17 protein-coding genes are annotated in these 19,532 nt (G+C 61.9%); 7 read left to right on the top strand and 10 right to left on the bottom strand.

Annotation, left to right across the window (positions count from 1 at the left end; genetic code table 11):
- Positions 1-224: 224 nt before the first annotated feature.
- Both FNL14_RS22660 and FNL14_RS22655 read right to left on the bottom strand, forming a co-directional pair.
- A complete protein-coding gene (locus FNL14_RS22660; RefSeq protein WP_142064975.1) occupies positions 225-638 on the bottom strand; it encodes an ester cyclase in 414 nt (137 codons plus the stop codon).
- A gap of 87 nt (positions 639-725) precedes the next feature.
- Positions 726-1,193 carry a MarR family winged helix-turn-helix transcriptional regulator gene (locus tag FNL14_RS22655; protein ID WP_142064972.1) on the bottom strand — a complete coding sequence of 156 codons (468 nt, stop codon included), beginning with the start codon at positions 1,191-1,193 and terminating at the stop codon, positions 726-728.
- Positions 1,194-1,655: 462 nt separating this feature from the next.
- On the opposite strand from FNL14_RS22655, the gene fdhA reads away from it, so the two are divergent.
- Entirely contained in the window at positions 1,656-2,873 is a 1,218-nt protein-coding gene (gene fdhA / locus FNL14_RS22650; protein ID WP_142064968.1) for a formaldehyde dehydrogenase, glutathione-independent, read from the top strand.
- Positions 2,874-3,013: 140 nt separating this feature from the next.
- Positions 3,014-3,202: a hypothetical protein gene (locus FNL14_RS23430; RefSeq protein ID WP_181762750.1), complete on the top strand. Its 189-nt coding sequence runs from the start codon at positions 3,014-3,016 to the stop codon at positions 3,200-3,202.
- 135 nt (positions 3,203-3,337) lie between these two features.
- Here the strand turns inward: FNL14_RS23430 and FNL14_RS22645 are convergent, their stop codons facing one another.
- On the bottom strand, positions 3,338-3,484 hold the full coding sequence (locus FNL14_RS22645) for a lmo0937 family membrane protein (RefSeq protein ID WP_139205044.1): 147 nt from the start codon (positions 3,482-3,484) through the stop codon (positions 3,338-3,340).
- A gap of 850 nt (positions 3,485-4,334) precedes the next feature.
- On the opposite strand from FNL14_RS22645, the gene FNL14_RS22640 reads away from it, so the two are divergent.
- Positions 4,335-4,769: a hypothetical protein gene (locus FNL14_RS22640; protein WP_255470973.1), complete on the top strand. Its 435-nt coding sequence runs from the start codon at positions 4,335-4,337 to the stop codon at positions 4,767-4,769.
- Between the two features lie 101 nt (positions 4,770-4,870).
- Here the strand turns inward: FNL14_RS22640 and metH are convergent, their stop codons facing one another.
- From metH to FNL14_RS23735, 3 genes are all read right to left on the bottom strand, one after another.
- The gene (gene metH / locus FNL14_RS22635; RefSeq protein ID WP_142064965.1) at positions 4,871-8,512 is read right to left on the bottom strand and encodes a methionine synthase; all 3,642 of its coding nucleotides are present in this window, start codon (positions 8,510-8,512) and stop codon (positions 4,871-4,873) included.
- 324 nt (positions 8,513-8,836) lie between these two features.
- Positions 8,837-10,132, bottom strand: a complete 1,296-nt coding sequence (locus FNL14_RS22630; RefSeq protein WP_142064962.1) for a hypothetical protein — start codon at positions 10,130-10,132, stop codon at positions 8,837-8,839.
- Between the two features lie 263 nt (positions 10,133-10,395).
- Complete coding sequence (locus tag FNL14_RS23735; RefSeq protein WP_255470972.1) at positions 10,396-10,521, bottom strand: hypothetical protein; 126 nt, start codon at positions 10,519-10,521, stop codon at positions 10,396-10,398.
- A 398-nt stretch (positions 10,522-10,919) separates the two neighbouring features.
- Between FNL14_RS23735 and FNL14_RS22625 the strand changes: the two genes are divergently transcribed.
- Complete coding sequence (locus FNL14_RS22625) at positions 10,920-11,696, top strand: hypothetical protein (RefSeq protein WP_142064958.1); 777 nt, start codon at positions 10,920-10,922, stop codon at positions 11,694-11,696.
- The gene (locus FNL14_RS22620; RefSeq protein ID WP_142064955.1) at positions 11,683-12,297 is read left to right on the top strand and encodes a hypothetical protein; all 615 of its coding nucleotides are present in this window, start codon (positions 11,683-11,685) and stop codon (positions 12,295-12,297) included. Before FNL14_RS22625 ends, FNL14_RS22620 begins: the two co-directional genes overlap by 14 nt.
- Positions 12,298-12,499: 202 nt before the next feature.
- Here the strand turns inward: FNL14_RS22620 and FNL14_RS22615 are convergent, their stop codons facing one another.
- The 4 genes from FNL14_RS22615 to FNL14_RS22600 form a co-directional block, all read right to left on the bottom strand.
- A complete protein-coding gene (locus tag FNL14_RS22615) occupies positions 12,500-14,518 on the bottom strand; it encodes an ABC transporter ATP-binding protein (protein WP_142064952.1) in 2,019 nt (672 codons plus the stop codon).
- Positions 14,515-16,248, bottom strand: coding sequence for an ABC transporter ATP-binding protein (locus FNL14_RS22610; RefSeq protein WP_142064949.1), 1,734 nt, complete (start codon positions 16,246-16,248; stop codon positions 14,515-14,517). Before FNL14_RS22610 ends, FNL14_RS22615 begins: the two co-directional genes overlap by 4 nt.
- Before the next feature lie 161 nt (positions 16,249-16,409).
- Positions 16,410-17,009, bottom strand: a complete 600-nt coding sequence (locus FNL14_RS22605) for a hypothetical protein (RefSeq protein WP_142064946.1) — start codon at positions 17,007-17,009, stop codon at positions 16,410-16,412.
- Between the two features lie 7 nt (positions 17,010-17,016).
- Positions 17,017-17,619 (bottom strand): TetR/AcrR family transcriptional regulator, encoded by a 603-nt coding sequence (locus tag FNL14_RS22600; protein WP_142064943.1) that lies wholly within the window; start codon positions 17,617-17,619, stop codon positions 17,017-17,019.
- A 221-nt stretch (positions 17,620-17,840) separates the two neighbouring features.
- Between FNL14_RS22600 and FNL14_RS22595 the strand changes: the two genes are divergently transcribed.
- A complete protein-coding gene (locus tag FNL14_RS22595; protein WP_142064940.1) occupies positions 17,841-19,295 on the top strand; it encodes an APC family permease in 1,455 nt (484 codons plus the stop codon).
- A 55-nt stretch (positions 19,296-19,350) separates the two neighbouring features.
- Positions 19,351-19,532, top strand: a 182-nt coding sequence (locus tag FNL14_RS22590; RefSeq protein ID WP_181762749.1) for a MoaF N-terminal domain-containing protein, incomplete at its 3' end; no start/stop codon positions are given.

Genomic DNA, 19,532 nt, shown 5'->3' with positions numbered 1-19,532 from the left:
TCGAAAGAACCACTCAATAATGAAAACCAGCCGGACCCCACACACCGTTTATCGGACAGTCCCGCGCAATATGACCAGCCCACTTGCGAGCTGGAGCTGAAGGGACTGGGTTCGGTAATACACCGGGCCCAGTCCCTTCAGCTTTTCCTTTCCCCGCGTTGGCAAGCACGCAGGCGCACGGAAGCTGGACGGGGGTTGCTCTCTCCAAGCCCTGGCTAGGATATTTAGGCATCGACCGGCCGGATTTGCATCATTAGCCCGAAGAGGTCCGGGAGACCGTGCTCTTCACTGATCTGGCCATTGGTGAATCGATAGATGTTCATTGCCTGCGTTTGGATCGGTTTGCCTGTTGCAGGGACGCCGAGGAATTGCCCCTGGTGTGTGCCACGAAGGATGAATCGTGCGGCTACCGTGTTTCCTTCAATAATCGTTTCTTCCAGTGACCACTGGACGTCGGGAAACGCTTGCCGCATGATCCCGATGATTTTGAGGTAGCCGCCTGGACCCTGCACCGGCTCAGGCAGGAACGGCACATGGAACGTTGCCGACGGTGAGATGATCTCATCACCAATCTTTTCGTCGGCTGAATTGATGAATTCGACGAAACGGTCCATGCGTTCACGGAGTTCTTCAGTCATTTTCTTGCTTCCTTCACGTATTAGTGGGTTGCGGTACACCGCTGGCTAGCGGCGGGTAGACGATGACCTCGGGCTCCCGCGAGCGCGTCAGTCCGATCGCTCTGCCGCCGCCAAGCGACTGGCATTTCGCAGCCGGCCCAGCAGTTCCATGAGGTCATCTGCTTGCTGCCGGCTAAGTACCGGATTCAGCCGCAGGTCCAGCTCGGCTTCAACAGTCTTCCTGGCCCGTTCCAGCAACAATCGACCGTCGGCCGTGAGCTCGATGAGGAAGGACCTGCGATCGAGCGGGTTATTTCTCCGACGGCAGTGTCCGGCTTTTTCAATCCGGTCAATGAGCTTGCTTGTGCCTCCGACGGTAATCGCAAGAGCCGTGGCGACATCTAAAACCCGGCACGCACCCAAGCGATCGACGACGGCCATGGGTTCAAACCTGCTCATCGGGAGGCCATGCTCCTTGCGCAGGCGGCCATCGAGTGCGTCCCACAGCTCAGTTTCCAATCGGGTCAGTTCGCTGAAAAGAGGGTAAAGGGACGAGGTTTCGGTGCCCTTGTTCATACAAGTGAGTCTACGTCTTTGTTTCCACGGAATCTAGTTCCGGGGAATCTAACTATTGGGTCAATGGACAACCTGGCCGTTACAGGCCGGCGACCAATTATGCATCTATCCTGCATGGTTATCTTCAAAATCTTGCGCTTTTACTGCAGGTCCTGTGACCCTAGTCTCATCAGTACAAGCTCTTCGACCGTCAGGGTCATGCTTGTCCGACTCAGCGCCGGGCAGGCAGCGTTGGGATCCTGTTCCACTGGGGCCGGCATCCCACTGACGGCCTTCGCCCTCGCGAAGGAAGAGCTGTCCCGTGCCCGTGAAGGGTGCTTCGGTGGCCTGAAACCTGGGGAGGTATCCTCATCGAAGCATCCTTCACGGGCCCTGGGGCAACGCCTGCAACTTTGCCGGACCAGTGCAAGGCCATCCGAAAGGAAGGCCCGGCACCAAATACCCCTACACAAAGGAGTGTCCATGTCAGGAAACAAAGCCGTCGCCTACAAAGAACCCGGTGTCGTCGAAATCATCAACACCGACTACCCGACGTTCGAACTCAAGGATGGGCCCGGCGTCAATCCAGCCAACGTGGGCCGGAAAGTACCCCACGGCGCGATCCTGCGCACGGTAACCACCAATATCTGCGGCTCGGACCAGCACATGGTCAGGGGCCGGACCACAGCCCCTAAGGACCTCGTCCTTGGCCATGAAATCACCGGCGAAGTGGTAGAGGTCGGTCCGGATGTGGAGTTCATCAAGGTGGGAGACATTGTCTCCGTGCCTTTCAACATCTCCTGCGGCCGTTGCCGGAACTGCAAGGAGCGCAAGACGGGCATCTGCCTGAACGTCAACCCTGACCGCCCGGGCAGCGCCTATGGATATGTGGATATGGGTGGCTGGGTGGGCGGCCAAGCCGAATACGTGCTGGTCCCCTACGCTGACTGGAATCTGCTCAGGTTCCCGGACCGCGACCAGGCCCTGGAAAAGATCATGGACCTGACCATGCTTTCCGATATTTTCCCCACGGGCTTTCACGGCGCCGTCACCGCCGGAGTGGGCGTCGGATCCACCGTCTACATTGCCGGCGCCGGCCCGGTGGGCCTCGCGGCCGCCGTCGGTGCGCAGCTGCTCGGTGCCGCCGTCGTGATTGTCGGTGACATGAACGAAGACCGCCTGGCCCAGGCCCGCTCCTTCGGTTGCGAAACGGTGAACGTCACCAACGGCGATCCGAAGGACCAGATCGAGCAAATCCTTGGCGTCCCCGAAGTGGATTGCGGCGTCGACGCCGTAGGGTTCGAAGCCCGCGGTCACGGGAAGGACGCCTCCCACGAGGCCCCCGCCACCGTGCTGAATTCACTCATGGACATCACCGCTGCAGGCGGGGCCCTTGGCATTCCCGGCCTGTATGTCACCGGCGACCCCGGTGGAATTGACGAGGCAGCAAAGCACGGCTCCCTGTCGCTGTCCCTGGGCACCGGATGGGCAAAGTCCCTGTCGTTTACCACTGGACAGTGCCCCGTTATGTCGTACAACCGCCAGCTGATGATGGCGATCCTGCACGACAAGGTCCAGATCGCCAAGGCAGTAAACGCCACGGCGATCCCGCTGGAGGACGCACCGCGCGGTTACGCCGAATTCGACGCCGGTTCGGCAACGAAATTCGTGCTGAATCCGAACGGATACGTCAAGAACTAGAACCGCAGCTGGCTTGGCACCGTCACGCTCTGGCATGTCCACCGTTCACCGTATGTAGCAGCCCGCACCGGCGGCACGGGCCTTCCTGGCCCGTGCCACCGGTGCGGATCCACTCTCCACGCATCAGCAAAGGCAATTCCATGACCCATCTCACCGACCAAGAATCAGTTCTCCGCCTTAGCAGCGCCGGGAAGGAGCATGTTGACATCCAGCTCGCAGCATCGAGTCCGGTGACCGTTCGGCTGCAGCTGGATGGTGGCTGCAATTGCCAGCATGGCACTGAAAATCGCCCGGGTTCGTATATCGACAGCGACCTTGGTGTCCGCTGACAGTGGTTGCACCGGCCATCCGGCATCAGCCCTAGGCCGGGACAGCCCCGATGAGGGCGAGCAGATCGACCCGCTCCGGGAAAGGCCGCGGAGCGGGTCGCCGCTTACGTATTGTGCTCGGAATGATTACGTGGTTTAGGCCCGGGTTCTGCCTTGAATGAAGTGGAAGACCAGGACCACGACGGCAATAACCAGAAGTATGTGTATGAGTCCGCCGCCGATATTGGTGAGCAGGCCGAGAAGCCAAAGAACTGCGATGATGATGGCTATCCAAAGCAACACGAGAATCTCCTTCTTTGTTTTGGTAAAGAATGCTTGGTTAAATTCCCGCCCCTCACGCAGAGGACGAAGCCCCGCGGGAATGGGGAGTCTTTCAGAGTGCTAGGTCCGCTGGTGTCCGGCTATTGGCGCGCCTCCCTGCTTTCGTGGCCTCTGCGGTAGAAGTGATGTGGCCGACCCAGAATACAAATGCCGGATCGATGCCGAAACTCACTCCATTTCCGCGTGGTGCCTCTCAACATACTCCGCGATCCGAGTTTGGGAAATGTCAAAAAGACAGCAATTACAAGGCATGGCGGCTGGACCATGGGCGTAACCCTAAGCCCACAGCCCTGTAGCAACCCGATTTCTCCCAGAAATGTTGGCGGCAACCCATTTTGTTCTTCCCTTGGCTCACGACACCCCTGCTGGACAAGAGAAGATCCGTCAAAATTCCAGCTAGGCACGCAGATGCGGATACGAAAGCGAGCTTGACGGAATCTCCGTTATCGGCCCTTTGATCCCGGGGGTGGAAATGGCTGAGTGAGCTCCGTTTCCACGGCGAATCGGAGGGTTTCTCTGGCCGGAACCGGCGCGTACCGCGGCCGAATAGCGGCGTGTCCCCCGAAAGTGCCCGGGTCCTCCCCGGCCTACGCCCACCGCAGGTAAATGCCTTCGCCGGATTCGGGTACCTGCTACCCGGGTGCCCGTTAGCCCGCGGCCGTAACGTGGAAGCGGGAGCCGGCGGCGAAGGTGTACGGCTGAGAACACGAGCATCTCCCCAGCCGCCGCCGGCCCCGCCCCCGGTGAGGCCTTGCTGCGGCCTCTACGGGTCGGGACGCAGTGGCAAGGCAATTGAAGGAGAACGGCCAGTATGACCCCTCGCGAAACACCAGCCTACGAGCGGACGCAGTACGAAGCTGGATGGCGGTTGAAGCCGCGCCCGTGGCCTGTTGGCCCCAGTGAGAGCTACGGAAAAGTGGACTTTGATGACGGTGAGGGAAAGGCAGTCCTCACCCTCTACATTCAGCGCGCGCCCGAAGAAGGTTATGTCCTGCACGTCGAACACTTAGCCGCGCCGCTGCGGGTGGATGGTACGCTCCTTCGCCTGAGCCCGGCTCCTCAGGTGGACAGGGGCGCCGAGAACTTCCGCCGGATCACCGCTGCCCGTACGGCTGCCGCGAAGGCCGAAGCTGAGCTGGACTCCGCCGTCAGCGCCGCCCGCGCGAAGGGAGACTCGTGGGAGGTTATCGGTGCCGCCCTCGGCACATCTGCCCGAACTGCTCGGGAGCGGTTCGGACACCACTGAGACGACCGCGAAATGTACTGTCGACGAGGTGACGAACCTGCGTAGACGACGGCTAAGAGGGCAAGCCGCGAAGGCTTATTCCCTCCAGGCCAAAGACCACCTCACACCTTGAAGTATTTCGCCTCCGGGTGGTGGAACACAAACGCGTCGGTGGACTGCTCGGGGTGCAGCATCAGCTCATCACTGAGGACCACGCCCATCCGCTCGGGCTTCAGCAGTTCCGTCACCTTGCGGCGGTCCTCCATGTCCGGGCATGCCGGGTAGCCCAGCGAGAACCGCGCACCGCGGTAGTCGAGCTTGAAATACCCGGCCGTGTCCTTCGGCTCCTCGGCCGCGAAGCCCAGTTCCTTGCGGATACGCGCGTGCCAGAACTCGGCCAGCGCCTCGGTGAGCTGCATGACCAGGCCGTTGAGCTCGTAGTAGTCGCGGTACTGGTTGGCGGCGAACATCTTCGATGTGAACTCTTCGATCTTCGAACCGGCGGTGACCAGCTGAACCGGCAGCACGTCGATCTGCCCCGACTCGCGCGACCGCACGAAGTCAGCCAGACAGAGGTGCCGGTCGCGGCGCTGGCGCGGGAAGTCGAAACGCAGCCGGTCGGTGCCGATCGGGCCGCCTGAACCACCGTCGGGGGCGAGCAGGCCCGCGGTGCCGAGGACGCCGTCGGAATCCTCGCCGTGGTGCAGCACCACCACCTGCTCCCCTTCGGAGACCACGGGGAAGTAGCCGTAGGCGACGGAGGCGTCGAGCATGCCCTCGCCGAGGATGCGGTCCAGCCAGTACCGCAGGCGCGGCCGGCCCTCGCGTTCCACCAGTTCCTCATAGGAGGCACCGTCCTCGCCGCGGCCGGGCTTGAGCCCCCACTGCCCCATGAACGTGGCGCGCTCATCGAGGAACGCAGCGTAGTCGTGGAGCGAGACGCCGCGGACGATGCGCGTGCCCCAGAACGGCGGCGAAGGAACCGGGTTGTCGGAGACGACGTCGGACCGGCCGGGCATCGCTTCCGGCTCGGTCACGGTGAACTTCGCCCCGCCCTTGTGGATCCGCTTCTTCAGCGGCGGGAGGCCGACGTCGTCAGGCGACTCGCCGCGGGCCACGCGGACCAGCGGTTCCATGAGGGCAAGGCCCTCGAAGGCGTCCTTGGCGTACCGGACGACGCCGTCAAACTGCTCGGCCAGGTCCTGCTCCACATAGGCGCGGGTCAGGGCTGCGCCGCCGAGGATCACGGGCCACTTCTTCGCCAGGCCGCGGGACTGCAGCTCCGCGAGGTTCTCCTTCATCACCACGGTGGATTTCACGAGCAGCCCGGACATGCCGATCACGTCGGCGTTGTGCTCCTCCGCCGCGGCCATGATCTCGGCGATGCCCTGCTTGATGCCGATGTTGATGACTTTGTAACCGTTGTTGGTGAGGATGATGTCCACCAGGTTCTTGCCGATGTCGTGCACGTCGCCGCGCACGGTGGCGATCACCATGGTGCCCTTGCCCGACGAATCGGACTTCTCCATATGCGGCTCGAGCAGGGCGACGGCGTTCTTCATCACCTCGGCGGACTGGAGCACGAACGGCAGCTGCATCTCGCCGGCGCCGAAGCGCTCGCCCACCACCTTCATGCCCTCGAGCAGGTGGTCGTTGATGATGCCGAGCGGGGTCATGCCCTCGCTGCGGGCCAGGTCCAGGTCGTCTTCGAGGCCCTTGCCTTCGCCGTCAATGATGCGCCGTTCCAGGCGCGCGCCGGTTGGGAGCGCCGCGAGTTCAGCGGCGCGCTGGTCCTTGAGCGCGGCGGTGTCGACGCCGGCGAACATGTCCAGCATGATGGCCAGGGGGTCGTATGTGGTGTTGCCGTCGGCGTCGTATTCGCGGCGGTCGTAGACGAGGTCGAGGGCCACTTTGCGCTGCTCTTCGGGCAGGGAAGCGAGCGGCACTATCTTGGCGGCATCGATGATGCCGCTGGTCAAGCCCGCCTGCACGGCCTCGTGCAGGAACACGGAGTTCAGGACGACGCGCGCTGCGGGGTTGAGGCCGAAGGACACATTGGAAACGCCGAGGGTGGTGTTGATGCCAGGGTACTTGGTGGTGATCTGGCGGATGGCCTCGATGGTTTCGATGCCGTCCCGGCGGGTTTCTTCCTGGCCGGTGGCGACGGGGAAGGTGAGGCAGTCGACGATGATGTCCTCGACGCGCATCCCCCATTCGCCCACGAGGGCGTCGACGAGGCGGGAGGCGATGGCCACCTTGCCGTCGGTGGTGCGGGCCTGGCCCTGCTCGTCGATGGTCAGGGCGATCACGGCGGTGCCGTGTTCCTTCACGAGCGGCATGATGCGCGCGAAGCGGCTGTCCGGGCCGTCGCCGTCCTCGTAGTTGACGGAGTTGACCACCGGGCGGCCGCCGATGAGTTCGAGGCCGGCCTGCAGCACGGGCGGTTCGGTGGAGTCGATGACGAGCGGGAGGGTGGAGGCCGACGCGAAACGTGAGACGACCTCCTTGATGTCCGCGACGCCGTCGCGCCCTACGTAGTCGATGCAGACGTCCAGCAGGTGCGCGCCGACGCGGATCTGCTCGCGCGCGATGTCCACGCAGTCATCCCAGCGCTCTTCGAGCATCGCCTGGCGGAACGCCTTGGAACCGTTGGCGTTGGTGCGCTCACCGATGGCCAGGTAGGAGGCGTCCTGGTCGAAGTTCACGTGCTGGTACAGGGAGGCGACGCCGGCTTCGCGCTCGGTGGGGACGCGGGCGGGGCTGTTGCTGCCGGCGTCCGTCTTGCGGGTGCGGAAGGGGGCGAGGCGTTCGACGACGGCGGCCATGTGTTCAGGCGTCGTACCGCAGCAGCCGCCCACCAGGCCCAGGCCGAATTCGCGCACGAACTGCTCGTGCGCGGTCGCGAGTTCGGCGGGCGAGAGCGGGTAGTGCGCGCCGTTGGCGCCGAGCACAGGCAGGCCGGCGTTGGGCATGCAGGCGATGGCCACGGAGGACTGCTTGGAGAGGTGGCGCAGGTGTTCGCTCATCTCGTCGGGGCCGGTGGCGCAGTTCAGGCCGATGGCGTCGACGCCGAGCGGCTCCAGCGCGGTGAGCGCGGCGCCGATTTCGGAGCCCATGAGCATGGTTCCGGTGGTTTCGACCGTCACCTCCACGAAGATGGGGAGGCGGACGCCGCGGGACACGATGGCCTGCTTGCAGCCGTTGACCGCGGCTTTGGTCTGCAGAAGGTCCTGGCTGGTTTCGATGAGGAAGGCATCTGCACCGCCGTCGATGAGGCCCTCGGCCTGCAGGGCGAAGGTCTGCTTGAGGTAGTCGTAGCTGGTGTGACCGAGGCTGGGGAGCTTGGTGCCGGGGCCCATGGAGCCGAGGACCCAACGCATGCGCCCGTCTGTTTCCTCTGCCGCTTCGGCACGTTCGCGGGCGATCTTGGCGCCTTTGAGGGCGAGCTCGGCGATGCGGTCGTCGATGCCGTAGTCGGAGAGGTTGGACCAGTTGGCGCCGAAGGTGTTGGTTTCAACGGCGTCGATGCCTGTGGCGAAGTAGGCGTCGTGGATGTCCGCGATGACGTCAGGGCGCGTGTCGTTGAGGATCTCGTTGCAGCCCTCCAGGTTCTGGAAGTCCACCTCGAGCGACAGGTCACGGCCCTGCAGCATGGTGCCCATGGCGCCGTCGGCGATGACGACGCGGTGGTTCACTGCGTCCAGGAGCTCCTGCGCACGGACAGGGCGGGGCACAGACTCAATATCAAGCGCAAAACGAGGCATCTAAACAGGTTACGGGCGACACGCCGAAACATTGCTTCGTATGTCCGTGTGCTACGCCGGGGGGTGGTTACCGAGGAATCCCTCAGGCCGCCTTCTTCGAACCAACGGAAGACGGTAGCCGGAGCCGCGCACTTGAGACCCCGCGCTCCCAGCCGGGTTTACACGGCGCAGCACCGTCACCCTCCCCTCGGCAGATCAACACGCTCTGCCGAACCGGGGCTACCGTTCCGGCGCCAACAAATTCGAAGGTTTGGAACAGGAATTCGTGAAGAGTCTCCGTCATCTGTGCACCTCGACAACAGTGCGATCGTCACCTCTCCCCCTTTAACCCCGCCGTTCATCCGGCGCCGCGGCGAGGAAATCAAGGGCGGCTTCGACGAGAGATCTTTCCTCCCGACTGTCGCCGGTCCAGCGAGACACCTGAAAATAAGGTGTGGAGAATTCTCGTCGAAGGCTTTGAAACTCGGCGTCGGAGCTGGCAAAATCGGTGACAAGCAGCGTCGGGAATTGCATTCTGCGCCAAGCGGTATTGGCCGCAGTGATTTCCCGTCGGAGTATCTCACGGAAACGACCAATAGGCATATGGGCCGCTTTCTTTACCTCAAGAATTACTGCTTTATTGCCTTTTAGCACAATCGCGTCCGCCTCACGGCGCCCCACGTCCTTATTGCCGGCGGTGTGGCTGAACGAAACATTGCGGATTATATCTACTTCCTCATCATATGCTAAAAGACTTCTAAGACGGCTAATGAGCAGTGACTCATAGTGAGTGGCAGAAAGTTCTTTGGCAGCCTGCGATGAGGGATGTGCGCTAATAAAGTTCTGAACTGATTCGAGGTCGTCTGCGTCCGGAAAATTACGGCGACGAGGTAGTTCCAAAGATGCTTGAATGGCCGATTCCGCAGTGGTTCCAGCAGCGTCCCGTTCGCTGGTGGTTCCAGCGTCCGGGACGGCCGTGTTTTCAGCATCGCGCGATTCCCCAGTGAATTCCTTTTTACCGAGTTCAATAGTGGTAGGTTCGCGATCATCGCCAGGCTCAGCAACTGTGTAGGGACCATTTAGCAGCTTTATCATGCTGCTACAAGCTTGCTTTCGGAGCTCCCATGATTTCGCGGCTCTCCTGCCAAGACGGCGCCCACCGAAATCGTCATCCATTAAGGGGCTCAGGATGTCGATGGCGGTGCCGTATGGTAATGCTTGATTCTCCTCTTTTAGAGGTATTGCTCGTTCAGTAGCCCATTCAAAAGTTTCCCACCAGGTTTTACTAGCTTCTACATTCTTATTCTGATTCAGGGTCAAAACCACGGCAGTTCCAGCAATTAGCGCGGCTCCGATCGCACCCACAGCTGTAGCAAAGGGACTGGTGGCAAATCTCCCAAAACCTTCCCAAGTCCACTCCTGAGATAGCCAGCCGCACAGAAAGTGAAAGACCAAAAGCGTCAGAAGAAGGAGGATGCAAAAGCTAATCATCCAAAGGGCTATAATCCACCAACTCCTCCCGAAGAATCGTTTAAACCAGGACTCGCTGTCCAGCTCCGGCAAGAGTGGCGCTTTTGGCACCAGAGCAGTTGGCTGCCCCAGCCAGGGCGCAGGTTTTTCGTCAGCCTTGATTGTTGACACGATTTCCAAGCGCCTTCCGCTGGGGAGTGACAAGATTTTGTGGGCGCGTTTTCGCTCCTCAGACATCCTAGTTGTTGAGGAGCGAAGTGTGGCCGCCAGGCACGATTACCCGTCAGATCGGGTCGTTTTCAAATGACCCGCATGAGGGGCTCTAAGGCCTGGAAGTCAAGTCACCTGAAGGGTCACCTCGACGGTTAGCCGGACCTGTGTCCTTCAGGATAATAGCGGCGCGCTGAACAAAATTCGCAATGACCGTGAATGTTCTAACTCGCGGTCATACCGCCCTTGTCGCCACCACATTCCGCCAGGTTTTCTTCCACAAAACCATCCACCTCATCTCGACGTGCTTCACCCAGGCGGTTTGGTTCTTTCCGGTGTTCTACATCCATATAGCCCCTTGATTCGCTCCAGGATGTCACTCCCTGGTGCCCCAGTTGCGGGTTGCCGGTAACAAAGCGGACGCCATAGTAAGCGGACCATTCAGCGCTATGAGCCCGGTGGTCATCGTTATCCTCTGTCAGCTCCTATGGCCGAAATTCGAAACTTGGCCTGACAAAGAGGATATATTCGGGGCGCCATTCCCTGGACGAGCATTACGTCACTTTGCAGCGGGACTCCGTTTCGCGAAGGGCAAGTGTTTCGAAGCATTCCTTAGTACGGTCCCTTTGCTCTTCATCCCTCGGCCCTCACTGACCGTCAGAGCAAGACACAGGCGTGTCTAAGCGCTCCTCCGTCGGTGGTCGGTGATACTTGACTGAATTATGTTTTCGTCGAAAATGGGGGCACATTGATTCCGATCAGCACACGCATCGAGGACATGGAGTCAATGCTGGCCTTCCTAAGCCGACAGATCGGCTGGGTCGCTGTCGACAAGGCGAAGAAGTCGTTGGACGCGAAGCTTCTAGACGACCGCAAAGTCGGAGCTATGGCATATCTCAAGTTGATCGACCGAGATGGTACGAATTTCAGGGCAACCTCAAGAGGTATGCGCTTCCAAAACGGAGACCGCGTAGGCGCACTCCGAGAAGGGATCCTCGACAGCGAACTGTACCGGCACACCGTCGAATGGCTCCACTTCGGATCCAGGTCAGAGGTGACGGCGATAGAAGTTGGCCAATATTGGCAAGCTCACCACCGAGAAAGTGTCGGCGAGGTCAACGGCGACCGCCTCAAGGACGGGGCGGTCTTCTTTTTCCGGGTAGCCGAGGGGGCCAACCTCGGTTCCCTCATAATCGGAAGAGGGGGTAAAGAAACTCGATTCCAGACGTCGCTAGACCAGGTCTCTGGCCTGCTGGATCCTTCTGACGACGATCCAGATTCAGAGGAAACCGCTTCGGAAGATACCGTTTCACCAGCCGCGGACAACGGGAGCCCTGCTCCCTCTGGCGCGAGCGCTGCATCCTATTCGGCTCCTGCTGCGCCACCGAGCGTCCAGGTGTCGGCCAGTCCAAACATCCACGTCAACGTGGAAATTCACATCGCGGCCAACGCTACTGCCGACACCGTCAAAGAGATCTTCCGCAACATGGCTAGGTATATCCTCGATAAGCATGTCGACGACTGAACAAGACTTCACCCGACGTATCAGCGGCCTCCGATCGCTTCAGGAGGCATATGCGATCCCAGTCAGAGACCTTTCCCGGCAGAACCCTACTGAGGCCCTGCACTCGCTGCGGGAGACCACGAGTCAGAGTAGGCCCGAGTACCGGGACTACCTGAACGAAGCGGTGGACTGCTATGAGAACCGTTGCTATCGCGGTGCCGTTCTCATGGTTTGGTCTGCCGTTATGGAGCACCTCTACCAAACCATCGAAGCACAGGTTGGTGGTGTCAAAATGGTGGAGGCTGCAAACTCGGCTCGCTTCGGAAACGCACAACATTACAAGCGAATCAAGAAGCGCGACGACTTGCTTTACCTTTCCGACAGCAATTTCTTCATGATCTGTGAGGATGCCGGCCTATTCAACAAGAACGCCCGCCTACTCCTAATTGAGAAGCTGGATCTTCGCAATCGCTGCGGGCATCCTACGAAGTATGTCGTTGCCCGAGAGGAAACGGTCATATTCATCGAAAGCCTGATTAACAACGTACTCAACGGAGCGATGCTCAACTGGCCGCGCTCTGTGGGCAGCCCCAAACCTAGCGAGAGTTCGGAACCTACTTGATCCATTTCAGCTTGGGTCGCCCCGGAGACCAGGATGGTAGGGCCACTGGATAGAGCAGCAGCAAACAAACGGGCTGAATGTGGCCCAGATGTGTACAGTCATACGAGGTACTCAAGCCGGCTGGCCTCGACTACGAACTTCCCGATGTCGACTTCCCAAATGCTTTGCGTGCCACATCGTGTATGACAACGTGCAGCAGCTTCTAAACCTCCGCCGCCGGCGCCGCGAACTGCGCCTCATACAGCCGTGCGTAAGCCCCACCAGCAGCCAGCAGAGAAGCGTGCGTCCCCTGCTCCACGATCTGGCCGGCCTCCATCACCAGGATGAGGTCGGCGTCGCGGATGGTGGACAGGCGGTGGGCAATGACAAAGGAGGTCCGGTCCGACCGCAGGGCACGCATCGCCTTCTGCACCAGCACCTCGGTCCGGGTATCCACCGAAGACGTCGCCTCGTCCAAAATCAAAACAGAAGGCCGCGCCAGGAACGCCCGCGCAATCGTCAGCAGCTGCTTCTCCCCCGCGGACACGTTGCCACCTTCATCCTCCAGCACCGTGTCGTACCCCTCGGGCAATGACCGCACGAACCGATCCACGTACGTCGCCCGCGCAGCCTCAAGGATCTCGGCTTCACTAGCCGAAGGCCGCCCGTACGCAATGTTGTCCCGGATGGTCCCGCCGAACAGCCACGTATCCTGCAGCACCATCCCCAGCCGCGAGCGCAGCTCGCGCCGCGGCACCGAGGTGACGTCCACGCCGTCGAGCGTTATCCGCCCCGCATCCAGCTCGTAGAACCGCATCATCAGGTTCACCAGCGTGGTCTTGCCCGCCCCGGTGGGCCCAACAATGGCAACAGTCTGCCCCGGCTCCGCCACCAGCGACAGCCCGGAGATCAAAGGCTTGTCCGGCGAGTACGAGAACGACACATCCTCGAACACCAGCCGCCCCCGCCCAAACACAGGCCCAGCGGAAGGCGCAGGCTCCACAGATTCCTCGTCCTCATCCAGCAACGAGAACACCCGCTCCGCGGACGCCACACCGGACTGCAGCAGGTTGGCCATGGACCCCAGCTGCGCCAGCGGCATGGTGAACTGCCGCGAGTACTGGATGAACGCCTGCACATCGCCCAGCTGCATCGCCCCGGACGCCACCTGCAGGCCGCCCACCACCGCGATCCCCACGTACACCAGGTTCCCGATGAACGTCATGGCCGGCATGATCAGCCCGGAAATGAACTGCGCCCCGAAGCTGGCGTCATACAGCTCCGCGTTCTTCTGCCGAAACCGCTCCTCCACCTCGCGCTGCCGGCCGAACACCTTCACCAGCGCATGCCCGGTGTACGTCTCCTCGATCTGCCCGTTCAGCTCCCCGGTGTTCTTCCACTGCGCCACAAACAGCTTCTGCGAGCGCTTGGCAATCAGCGCCGTGATCCCCAGCGTCAGCGGAATGGTCACCAGCGCAATCAGCGCCAGCGTGGGCGAAAGGATCACCATCATCACCAGCACACCCACCACGGACAGCACCGACGTCACCGCCTGGCTGATGGTCTGCTGCAGGCTCTGGGAGATGTTGTCCACATCATTCGTGACCCGGCTGAGCAGCTCGCCGCGCTGGATCGAATCGAAATACCGCAGCGGCAGCCGGTGGATCTTCGCCTCAATCTCCTCGCGCAGCCCGAACACCGTCCGCTGCACCACCCCGTTCAGCACATACGCCTGCACCCACATAAACCCCGACGCCAGCACATACAGCACCAGCGCCCACGTCAGCACGCTGCCCAGCGCGGCGAAGTCGATCCCCTGCCCCGGCGTCAGCGCCATGGGCGACAGCATGTCCGCCTTCTGGTTCTCCCCCGCGGCCCGCAGCTGTGAAATAAGCTGCTCCTTGCTCACGCCGGCGGGCAGCTGCTTGGACACCACCCCGGCGAAAATCAGGTTGGTGCCCTCCCCCAGCAGCCGCGGCCCGATCACCTGCAGCGCCACGCTGACCACCGACGCCGCCAGCACCAGCAGCAGCCACGCCCGCTCCGGCCGCAGCTTCCCCAGCAGCCGCCTCGCCGACGGCCAGAAGTTCATCGCCTTCTCCGCCGGGATGTTCATCCCGCCGAAAGGTCCACCGCGTCCTGGTCCTCCTGCCGGACGGGGAATGCGTACGACGTCGGCGCTTGCGGTTTTGGACGCAGGCGCGGCCTTGGTGCCGGCTTCGGGAGTGGGTTCCGGGCTCATACCGTCTCCTCCGCCGCCAGCTGGGAGTTCACGATTTCGCGGTACGTCTCGGAGGTCTCCAGCAGCTCACTGTGCGTTCCGCGCGCGACGATCCTGCCGTCGTCGAGCACTAAGATCTGGTCCGCATCCACGATGCTGGATACGCGCTGGGCGATGATCACCAGCGTGGCACCGGCGGTGCTGCGTTTGAGGGCCTGGCGCAGCCGGGCGTCGGTGCCGGTGTCCAGGGAGGAGAACGAGTCGTCGAAGATGTACAGCTCGGGCCGCTTCACCAGGGCCCGGGCAATCGCCAGCCGCTGCCGCTGCCCGCCGGAGACGTTGGTGCCGCCCTGCGAGATGGGCGCGTCCAGCCCGCCCTCCATCTCCTCCACGAAGCCCCGCGCCTGGGCGATGTCCAGGGCTTGCCAGCATTCGTCGTCGGTGGCGTCCGGTTTGCCGTACTGCAGGTTGCTGCGGACGGTGCCGGTGAACAGGTAGGGCCGCTGCGGGACCAGGCCGATGTGGCCCCAGAGCAGGTCCGGGTGCAGCTCGCGCACGTCCACACCATCAATGCGGACGGAGCCGGTGGTGGCGTCGAACAGCCGCGGCATCAGGTTCACCAGGGTGGTTTTGCCGGCGCCGGTGCTGCCGATGATCGCCGTCGTCTGTCCTGCCCTGGCGGTGAAGCTGATTCCGGAGAGGACGGGCTGGTCGGCACCCGGGTAGGCGAATCCGGCGTCGACCATTTCCAGCTCGCCGCGCCGCACTTTGGTGCTGACGGGCTTCGCAGCCGGCCGGACGCTGGACTCCGTGCCCAGCACGGCGCCGATCCGGTCCGCCGAGACGGACGCGCGCGGGATCATCACGGCCATAAAGGTGGCCATCATGACGGACATCAGGATCTGCATGAGGTAGCTCAGGAACGCGATGAGGGTGCCCACCTGCATGGACCCGTCCTCGATCCGGAACGAGCCGAACCAGATCACGGCCACGCTGGACACGTTCATCACCAGCATCACTATGGGGAAGGCGAGCGCCATCAGCCGGCCGGCCCGGAGCGCGGTGTCCGTGACGTCCTCGTTGGCCTGGGCGAAGCGTGCGCTCTCGATGTCTTCGCGGACGAAGGCGCGGACCACGCGGATGCCGGTGAGCTGCTCACGCAGGACCCGGTTCACGGTGTCGATCCGCTTCTGCATCTTCCGGAACAGCGGCACCATCCGGAAGATGATGAGCCCCACGCCGGCCAGCAGCACGGGCACGGCGACGGCGATCAGCCAGGACAGCTGCACATCCTGCCGGACCGCCATGATCACCCCGCCGATGGCGAGCATGGGCGCGGCCACCATCATGGTGGCGCCCATCAGCACCAGCTGCTGGACCTGCTGGACGTCGTTCGTGGACCGGGTGATCAGGCTGGGGGCGCCGAACTTGGTGACCTCCTGCTCGGAAAACTCCCCCACCCGGGAGAATATGGCGCCGCGCAGGTCCCGGCCCGTGCCCATGGCCGCCTTGGCGCCGAAGTACACGGCGATCACGGCGCAGGCGATCTGCAGCAGGGTGATCCCCAGCATGAGCCCGCCCAGGTTGAGGATGACCCCGGTGTCACCCTTGGCCACGCCCTCATCGATGATGTCGGCGTTGAGCGTGGGCAGGTACAGCGACGCGATGGACTGCGCCAGCTGGAAAACGACGACGGCGATCAGCAGCTGCCGATGCGGCCGCAGATATTCAACAAGTAACTTCCAGAGCATGCGCAGCTCCTGCCTGACACAGTGTCCACAAGTGGTGGTGCGAAGGTCAGTTTACGTCTGGGAGCTGGGAACGATCCGTGCCTTTGGAGGAGAAGTTGGGCGGGTTCACCGAGGGCGTATTTGGGCCCCGCACCGCGCGTTCTTCCTATCGCTTAGCAGGCCTATCGGGACTGCAGCGCATCCAGCGCGACTGCCATAGCCGCCGCAACCCGGCCATCGAGTCGTGCACCCGGAAGGGTGATGAGGTATCGGTCGCGCAGGGACCTTTCCCGTTCTGATGTCATGAGCACCTCTCCGTTCGTGTCCACAAAGTCGAAGTGGAAACGGAAGGGCGAAGGGATGACATCGCCAATTGGCGTCGCTTCCCATATGCGCCGGCCGAGGGCGACGCCAACGTTGCGTTCACTTCCGGTGACGTTCAGCCCGGACGCCTCGAGGTGCCACGTCGATCGCAGCAGGGACTTGGCAAAGTCCTTTCGGAAACTGCCGATTCGTTGTCCATTGGCGTCCAGCACGTCGTATGTCGCGCCGAGGTCGAGGCGTTGCCGGGCCTTGAAGGAGAAGATCGGCAAGGTCCTCGACTCGTCCTGGTAGAAGGTCACCTGCTCCTTGAAAGCGGCCCGCTTCTGCTGGGCGACGGCGAGCAGGCCGCCGGCTTGCCCGTCTCCGGCGGCGGAACGTATTTCGTATCGATTCACCATCAGGGTGAGCTTCTGTGTGACGTTGAAGCGCTCGATGCCCTGTAAAAGTTCTGCGGCCATGTTGGTCCTATCGAACCTGGAGGGGGTTGCTGGGGCTTTCGTTTGCGCCCTCGAGGGTTTTCACGAGCCTGCCAACCTGGATAACGGCAGCCCTGATCTTCTCGGGATCACTGATCGTCAGGAACTGCAGCATGAGGCCGTCAAGGGCAGCAAAGATGGCCAGCGAGGCCCCGTCGTCGACGTTGAGGCCCCGTTGCCGCAGCGCATCTTCAACGGTGCTCATGTAGTTCGCGTAAAGGCGCTCCACCAAGGCCCGTACCTCGGGATTGCGCCGGGATTCGAGAAGCATCTCGAACTGGAACAGCTGCAGCTCCGGTTCCCGCGACACCGTTGCCAGGAGTGAATCGGCGAAGTCCTCGTCAAAGTCCGCGATCTTTTCCAGCCCCGTCTCCTCAATGGACCGCTGGATGGCCCACTCCATGGTGGCGGCAAGAAGACCCTCGATGGAACCGAAATGATGCGTGACAAGGGTGTGGTTCACTCCTGCCCGGGACGCAACGGCACGGTATGTAACCCCACGCAGGCCCTTTTCTCCGACCACGTCGATCACTGCGGACAGCAAGGCATCCCGTCCGTCTCCGTAAGGCAAGCGGGTTGACGGCTCGTTCATGCACCGAGTCTAGCCCTCGTGGCCGGGCCAAGAAAAAAGCATTGACAGCCAGAACTAAACAAACGTATAGTTTCGATTGTGGCTGCGATCACGCAATGCGTTCAGCCAGCTCGAGCAGATTTACTTTCCCGTGGAGCGCACCGTCGCGTGCCAGCAAGGGACCTTCCAACACTTCTGCATATAGGCCCTGCGCCGTGCACTTTCTTGAAAGAGCCAATCGGATGACCCAAGAACCAGTCGGAATTACTACACGCCCGCTGCAACAGGATCCACCACCTGCCTCCAGCTCCCCGCGGCTGAGGCCCAACAAACTCGGCGTCATAGCCATCGCGTTCTTTGCCATTGCCGCAGCCGCCCCCATGGCTGCAGTGGTGGGAGCCAGCCCGGTACTGTTTTCGGCCAGCGGCCCGGGAACACCGGTCATTTACGTGATTGCGGCGCTGCTGGTTGCCCTCTTCTCCGTGGGCTACCTGCGGATGAGCCAGCACATCACCAACGCGGGCGGCTTCGTGGCTTACATGGCCAAGGGACTGGGCAACAAGTGGGCAACTGGCGGGGCCGGGATCGCAATCCTGACCTACCTCAGCCTTCAAGTTGGGCTGTGGTCCCAGTTCGGCGTCTTTGCGCAGTTGCTGGTTGAAGGCCTCACGGGCATCAGCCTGCCGGTTTACTTCTGGATCGCGGCATTGCTGGCGGTGGTGACGGGCCTGACGATGCGGGGCGTGGATGCGAGCCTGAAGGTGCTGGGAGTCCTCATCCTTGGTGAAGCCTTCGCGGTGGCGGCCCTCGTGGTGTCACTCGTTGCCCAGAAGGGGCTGGGGATCTTCACCTTTGAAGGCTTTACGGGGTCCAGTGTCTTCGGTCCGGGCCTGGGCATTTCCCTGCTGTTTGCCTTCGCCTGCTTCACCAGCTTCGAAGCAACCGTGGTCTTCGCCGAGGAGGCAAAGAACCCCCGGCGCACCATTCCCCGGGCCGCTTACTTTGTCATCGCATTCATCGGCATCTTCTACACCATCTCAACCTGGGCCATCAGCGGAGCCATCGGCATCGACAACATCCAAACCGTCGCCACTGAAAATCCCGCAGGAATGGTCTTCGATCTCGCCGAATCCAGCGCAGGGTATTGGCTGAACCTGACCATGCAGATCCTCGTTGTCACCAGTTTCCTGGCGATGCTCCTGGGCCTGGCCAACATGTTCTCCAGGTACCTGTTTTCCCTGGGCCGCGCCGGAGCCCTGCCAGCCAAGCTGTCGACCGTATCAAAGACCGGAGCTCCGCACTTCGCAGGGCTCGTGAACGGCCTCGTTATCCTGGCCATTATCAGCATCTTCCTGCTGGCAGGTGCGGACCCCATCACAACGGTGTTTGCGTGGTTCGTAGCCCTTGGCACGGCGGGATTCATCACCATCCTGCTGGTCACCTCAGCGGCGATCGTCGTCTTCTTCGCCAGAAACCGCATGCGGGACAACCTTTGGGTCACCGTGATCGCACCGTCCCTGTCCTTCCTGGCCTTCATCGTCATTGGCTACCTGACCCTGGACAACTACGACGCGCTGCTCGGCGGCGCAGGCGGCGTGGCACGGTGGCTCCTGCTCGGCATCCCGCTCTTCTTCGTGGCCGGGATCGCCCGCGGCGCACAAAAGCCGTCCATCAATTTCGCCGCAGTCATTGGCTGAGCCCCGTACCACCAAACCAGTACCAACCAGCAATAAAAGAACAAGGAATAAGGACATGACTTCAGCTGACATCCAGGACTACATCCCCGAAGATCAGTGGCCGCCCGTCTCGGCAATGCTGGAAGGCTTCGGCGACCAGACCCTGCCCGCCTCCCCCGCCCTGGCCGGCACCACATTGAGCCTCCTGAACGAGAACGGCGCCGAGGCCGGGTACGTTTTCGACGATGAATCCTCCCT

This window comes from Pseudarthrobacter sp. B4EP4b (assembly GCF_006680095.1).
Lineage (GTDB): Bacteria > Actinomycetota > Actinomycetes > Actinomycetales > Micrococcaceae > Arthrobacter.
This window is presented reverse-complemented; position numbering and strand designations above follow the sequence as displayed.

What these genes read in the sequence shown, in the direction of transcription:
- FNL14_RS23430 (WP_181762750.1), top strand. Translation starts at nt 3,014, where the DNA reads ATGACCCATCTCACCGACCAAGAATCAGTTCTCCGCCTTAGCAGCGCC.
- FNL14_RS22620 (WP_142064955.1), top strand. Translation starts at nt 11,683, where the DNA reads ATGTCGACGACTGAACAAGACTTCACCCGACGTATCAGCGGCCTCCGA.
- FNL14_RS22600 (WP_142064943.1), bottom strand. Translation starts at nt 17,619, where the DNA reads ATGAACGAGCCGTCAACCCGCTTGCCTTACGGAGACGGACGGGATGCC.
- FNL14_RS23735 (WP_255470972.1), bottom strand. Translation starts at nt 10,521, where the DNA reads ATGGATGTAGAACACCGGAAAGAACCAAACCGCCTGGGTGAAGCACGT.
- metH (WP_142064965.1), bottom strand. Translation starts at nt 8,512, where the DNA reads ATGCCTCGTTTTGCGCTTGATATTGAGTCTGTGCCCCGCCCTGTCCGT.
- FNL14_RS22660 (WP_142064975.1), bottom strand. Translation starts at nt 638, where the DNA reads ATGACTGAAGAACTCCGTGAACGCATGGACCGTTTCGTCGAATTCATC.
- FNL14_RS22610 (WP_142064949.1), bottom strand. Translation starts at nt 16,248, where the DNA reads ATGCTCTGGAAGTTACTTGTTGAATATCTGCGGCCGCATCGGCAGCTG.
- FNL14_RS22640 (WP_255470973.1), top strand. Translation starts at nt 4,335, where the DNA reads ATGACCCCTCGCGAAACACCAGCCTACGAGCGGACGCAGTACGAAGCT.
- FNL14_RS22655 (WP_142064972.1), bottom strand. Translation starts at nt 1,193, where the DNA reads ATGAACAAGGGCACCGAAACCTCGTCCCTTTACCCTCTTTTCAGCGAA.
- fdhA (WP_142064968.1), top strand. Translation starts at nt 1,656, where the DNA reads ATGTCAGGAAACAAAGCCGTCGCCTACAAAGAACCCGGTGTCGTCGAA.
- FNL14_RS22595 (WP_142064940.1), top strand. Translation starts at nt 17,841, where the DNA reads ATGACCCAAGAACCAGTCGGAATTACTACACGCCCGCTGCAACAGGAT.
- FNL14_RS22605 (WP_142064946.1), bottom strand. Translation starts at nt 17,009, where the DNA reads ATGGCCGCAGAACTTTTACAGGGCATCGAGCGCTTCAACGTCACACAG.
- FNL14_RS22615 (WP_142064952.1), bottom strand. Translation starts at nt 14,518, where the DNA reads ATGAGCCCGGAACCCACTCCCGAAGCCGGCACCAAGGCCGCGCCTGCG.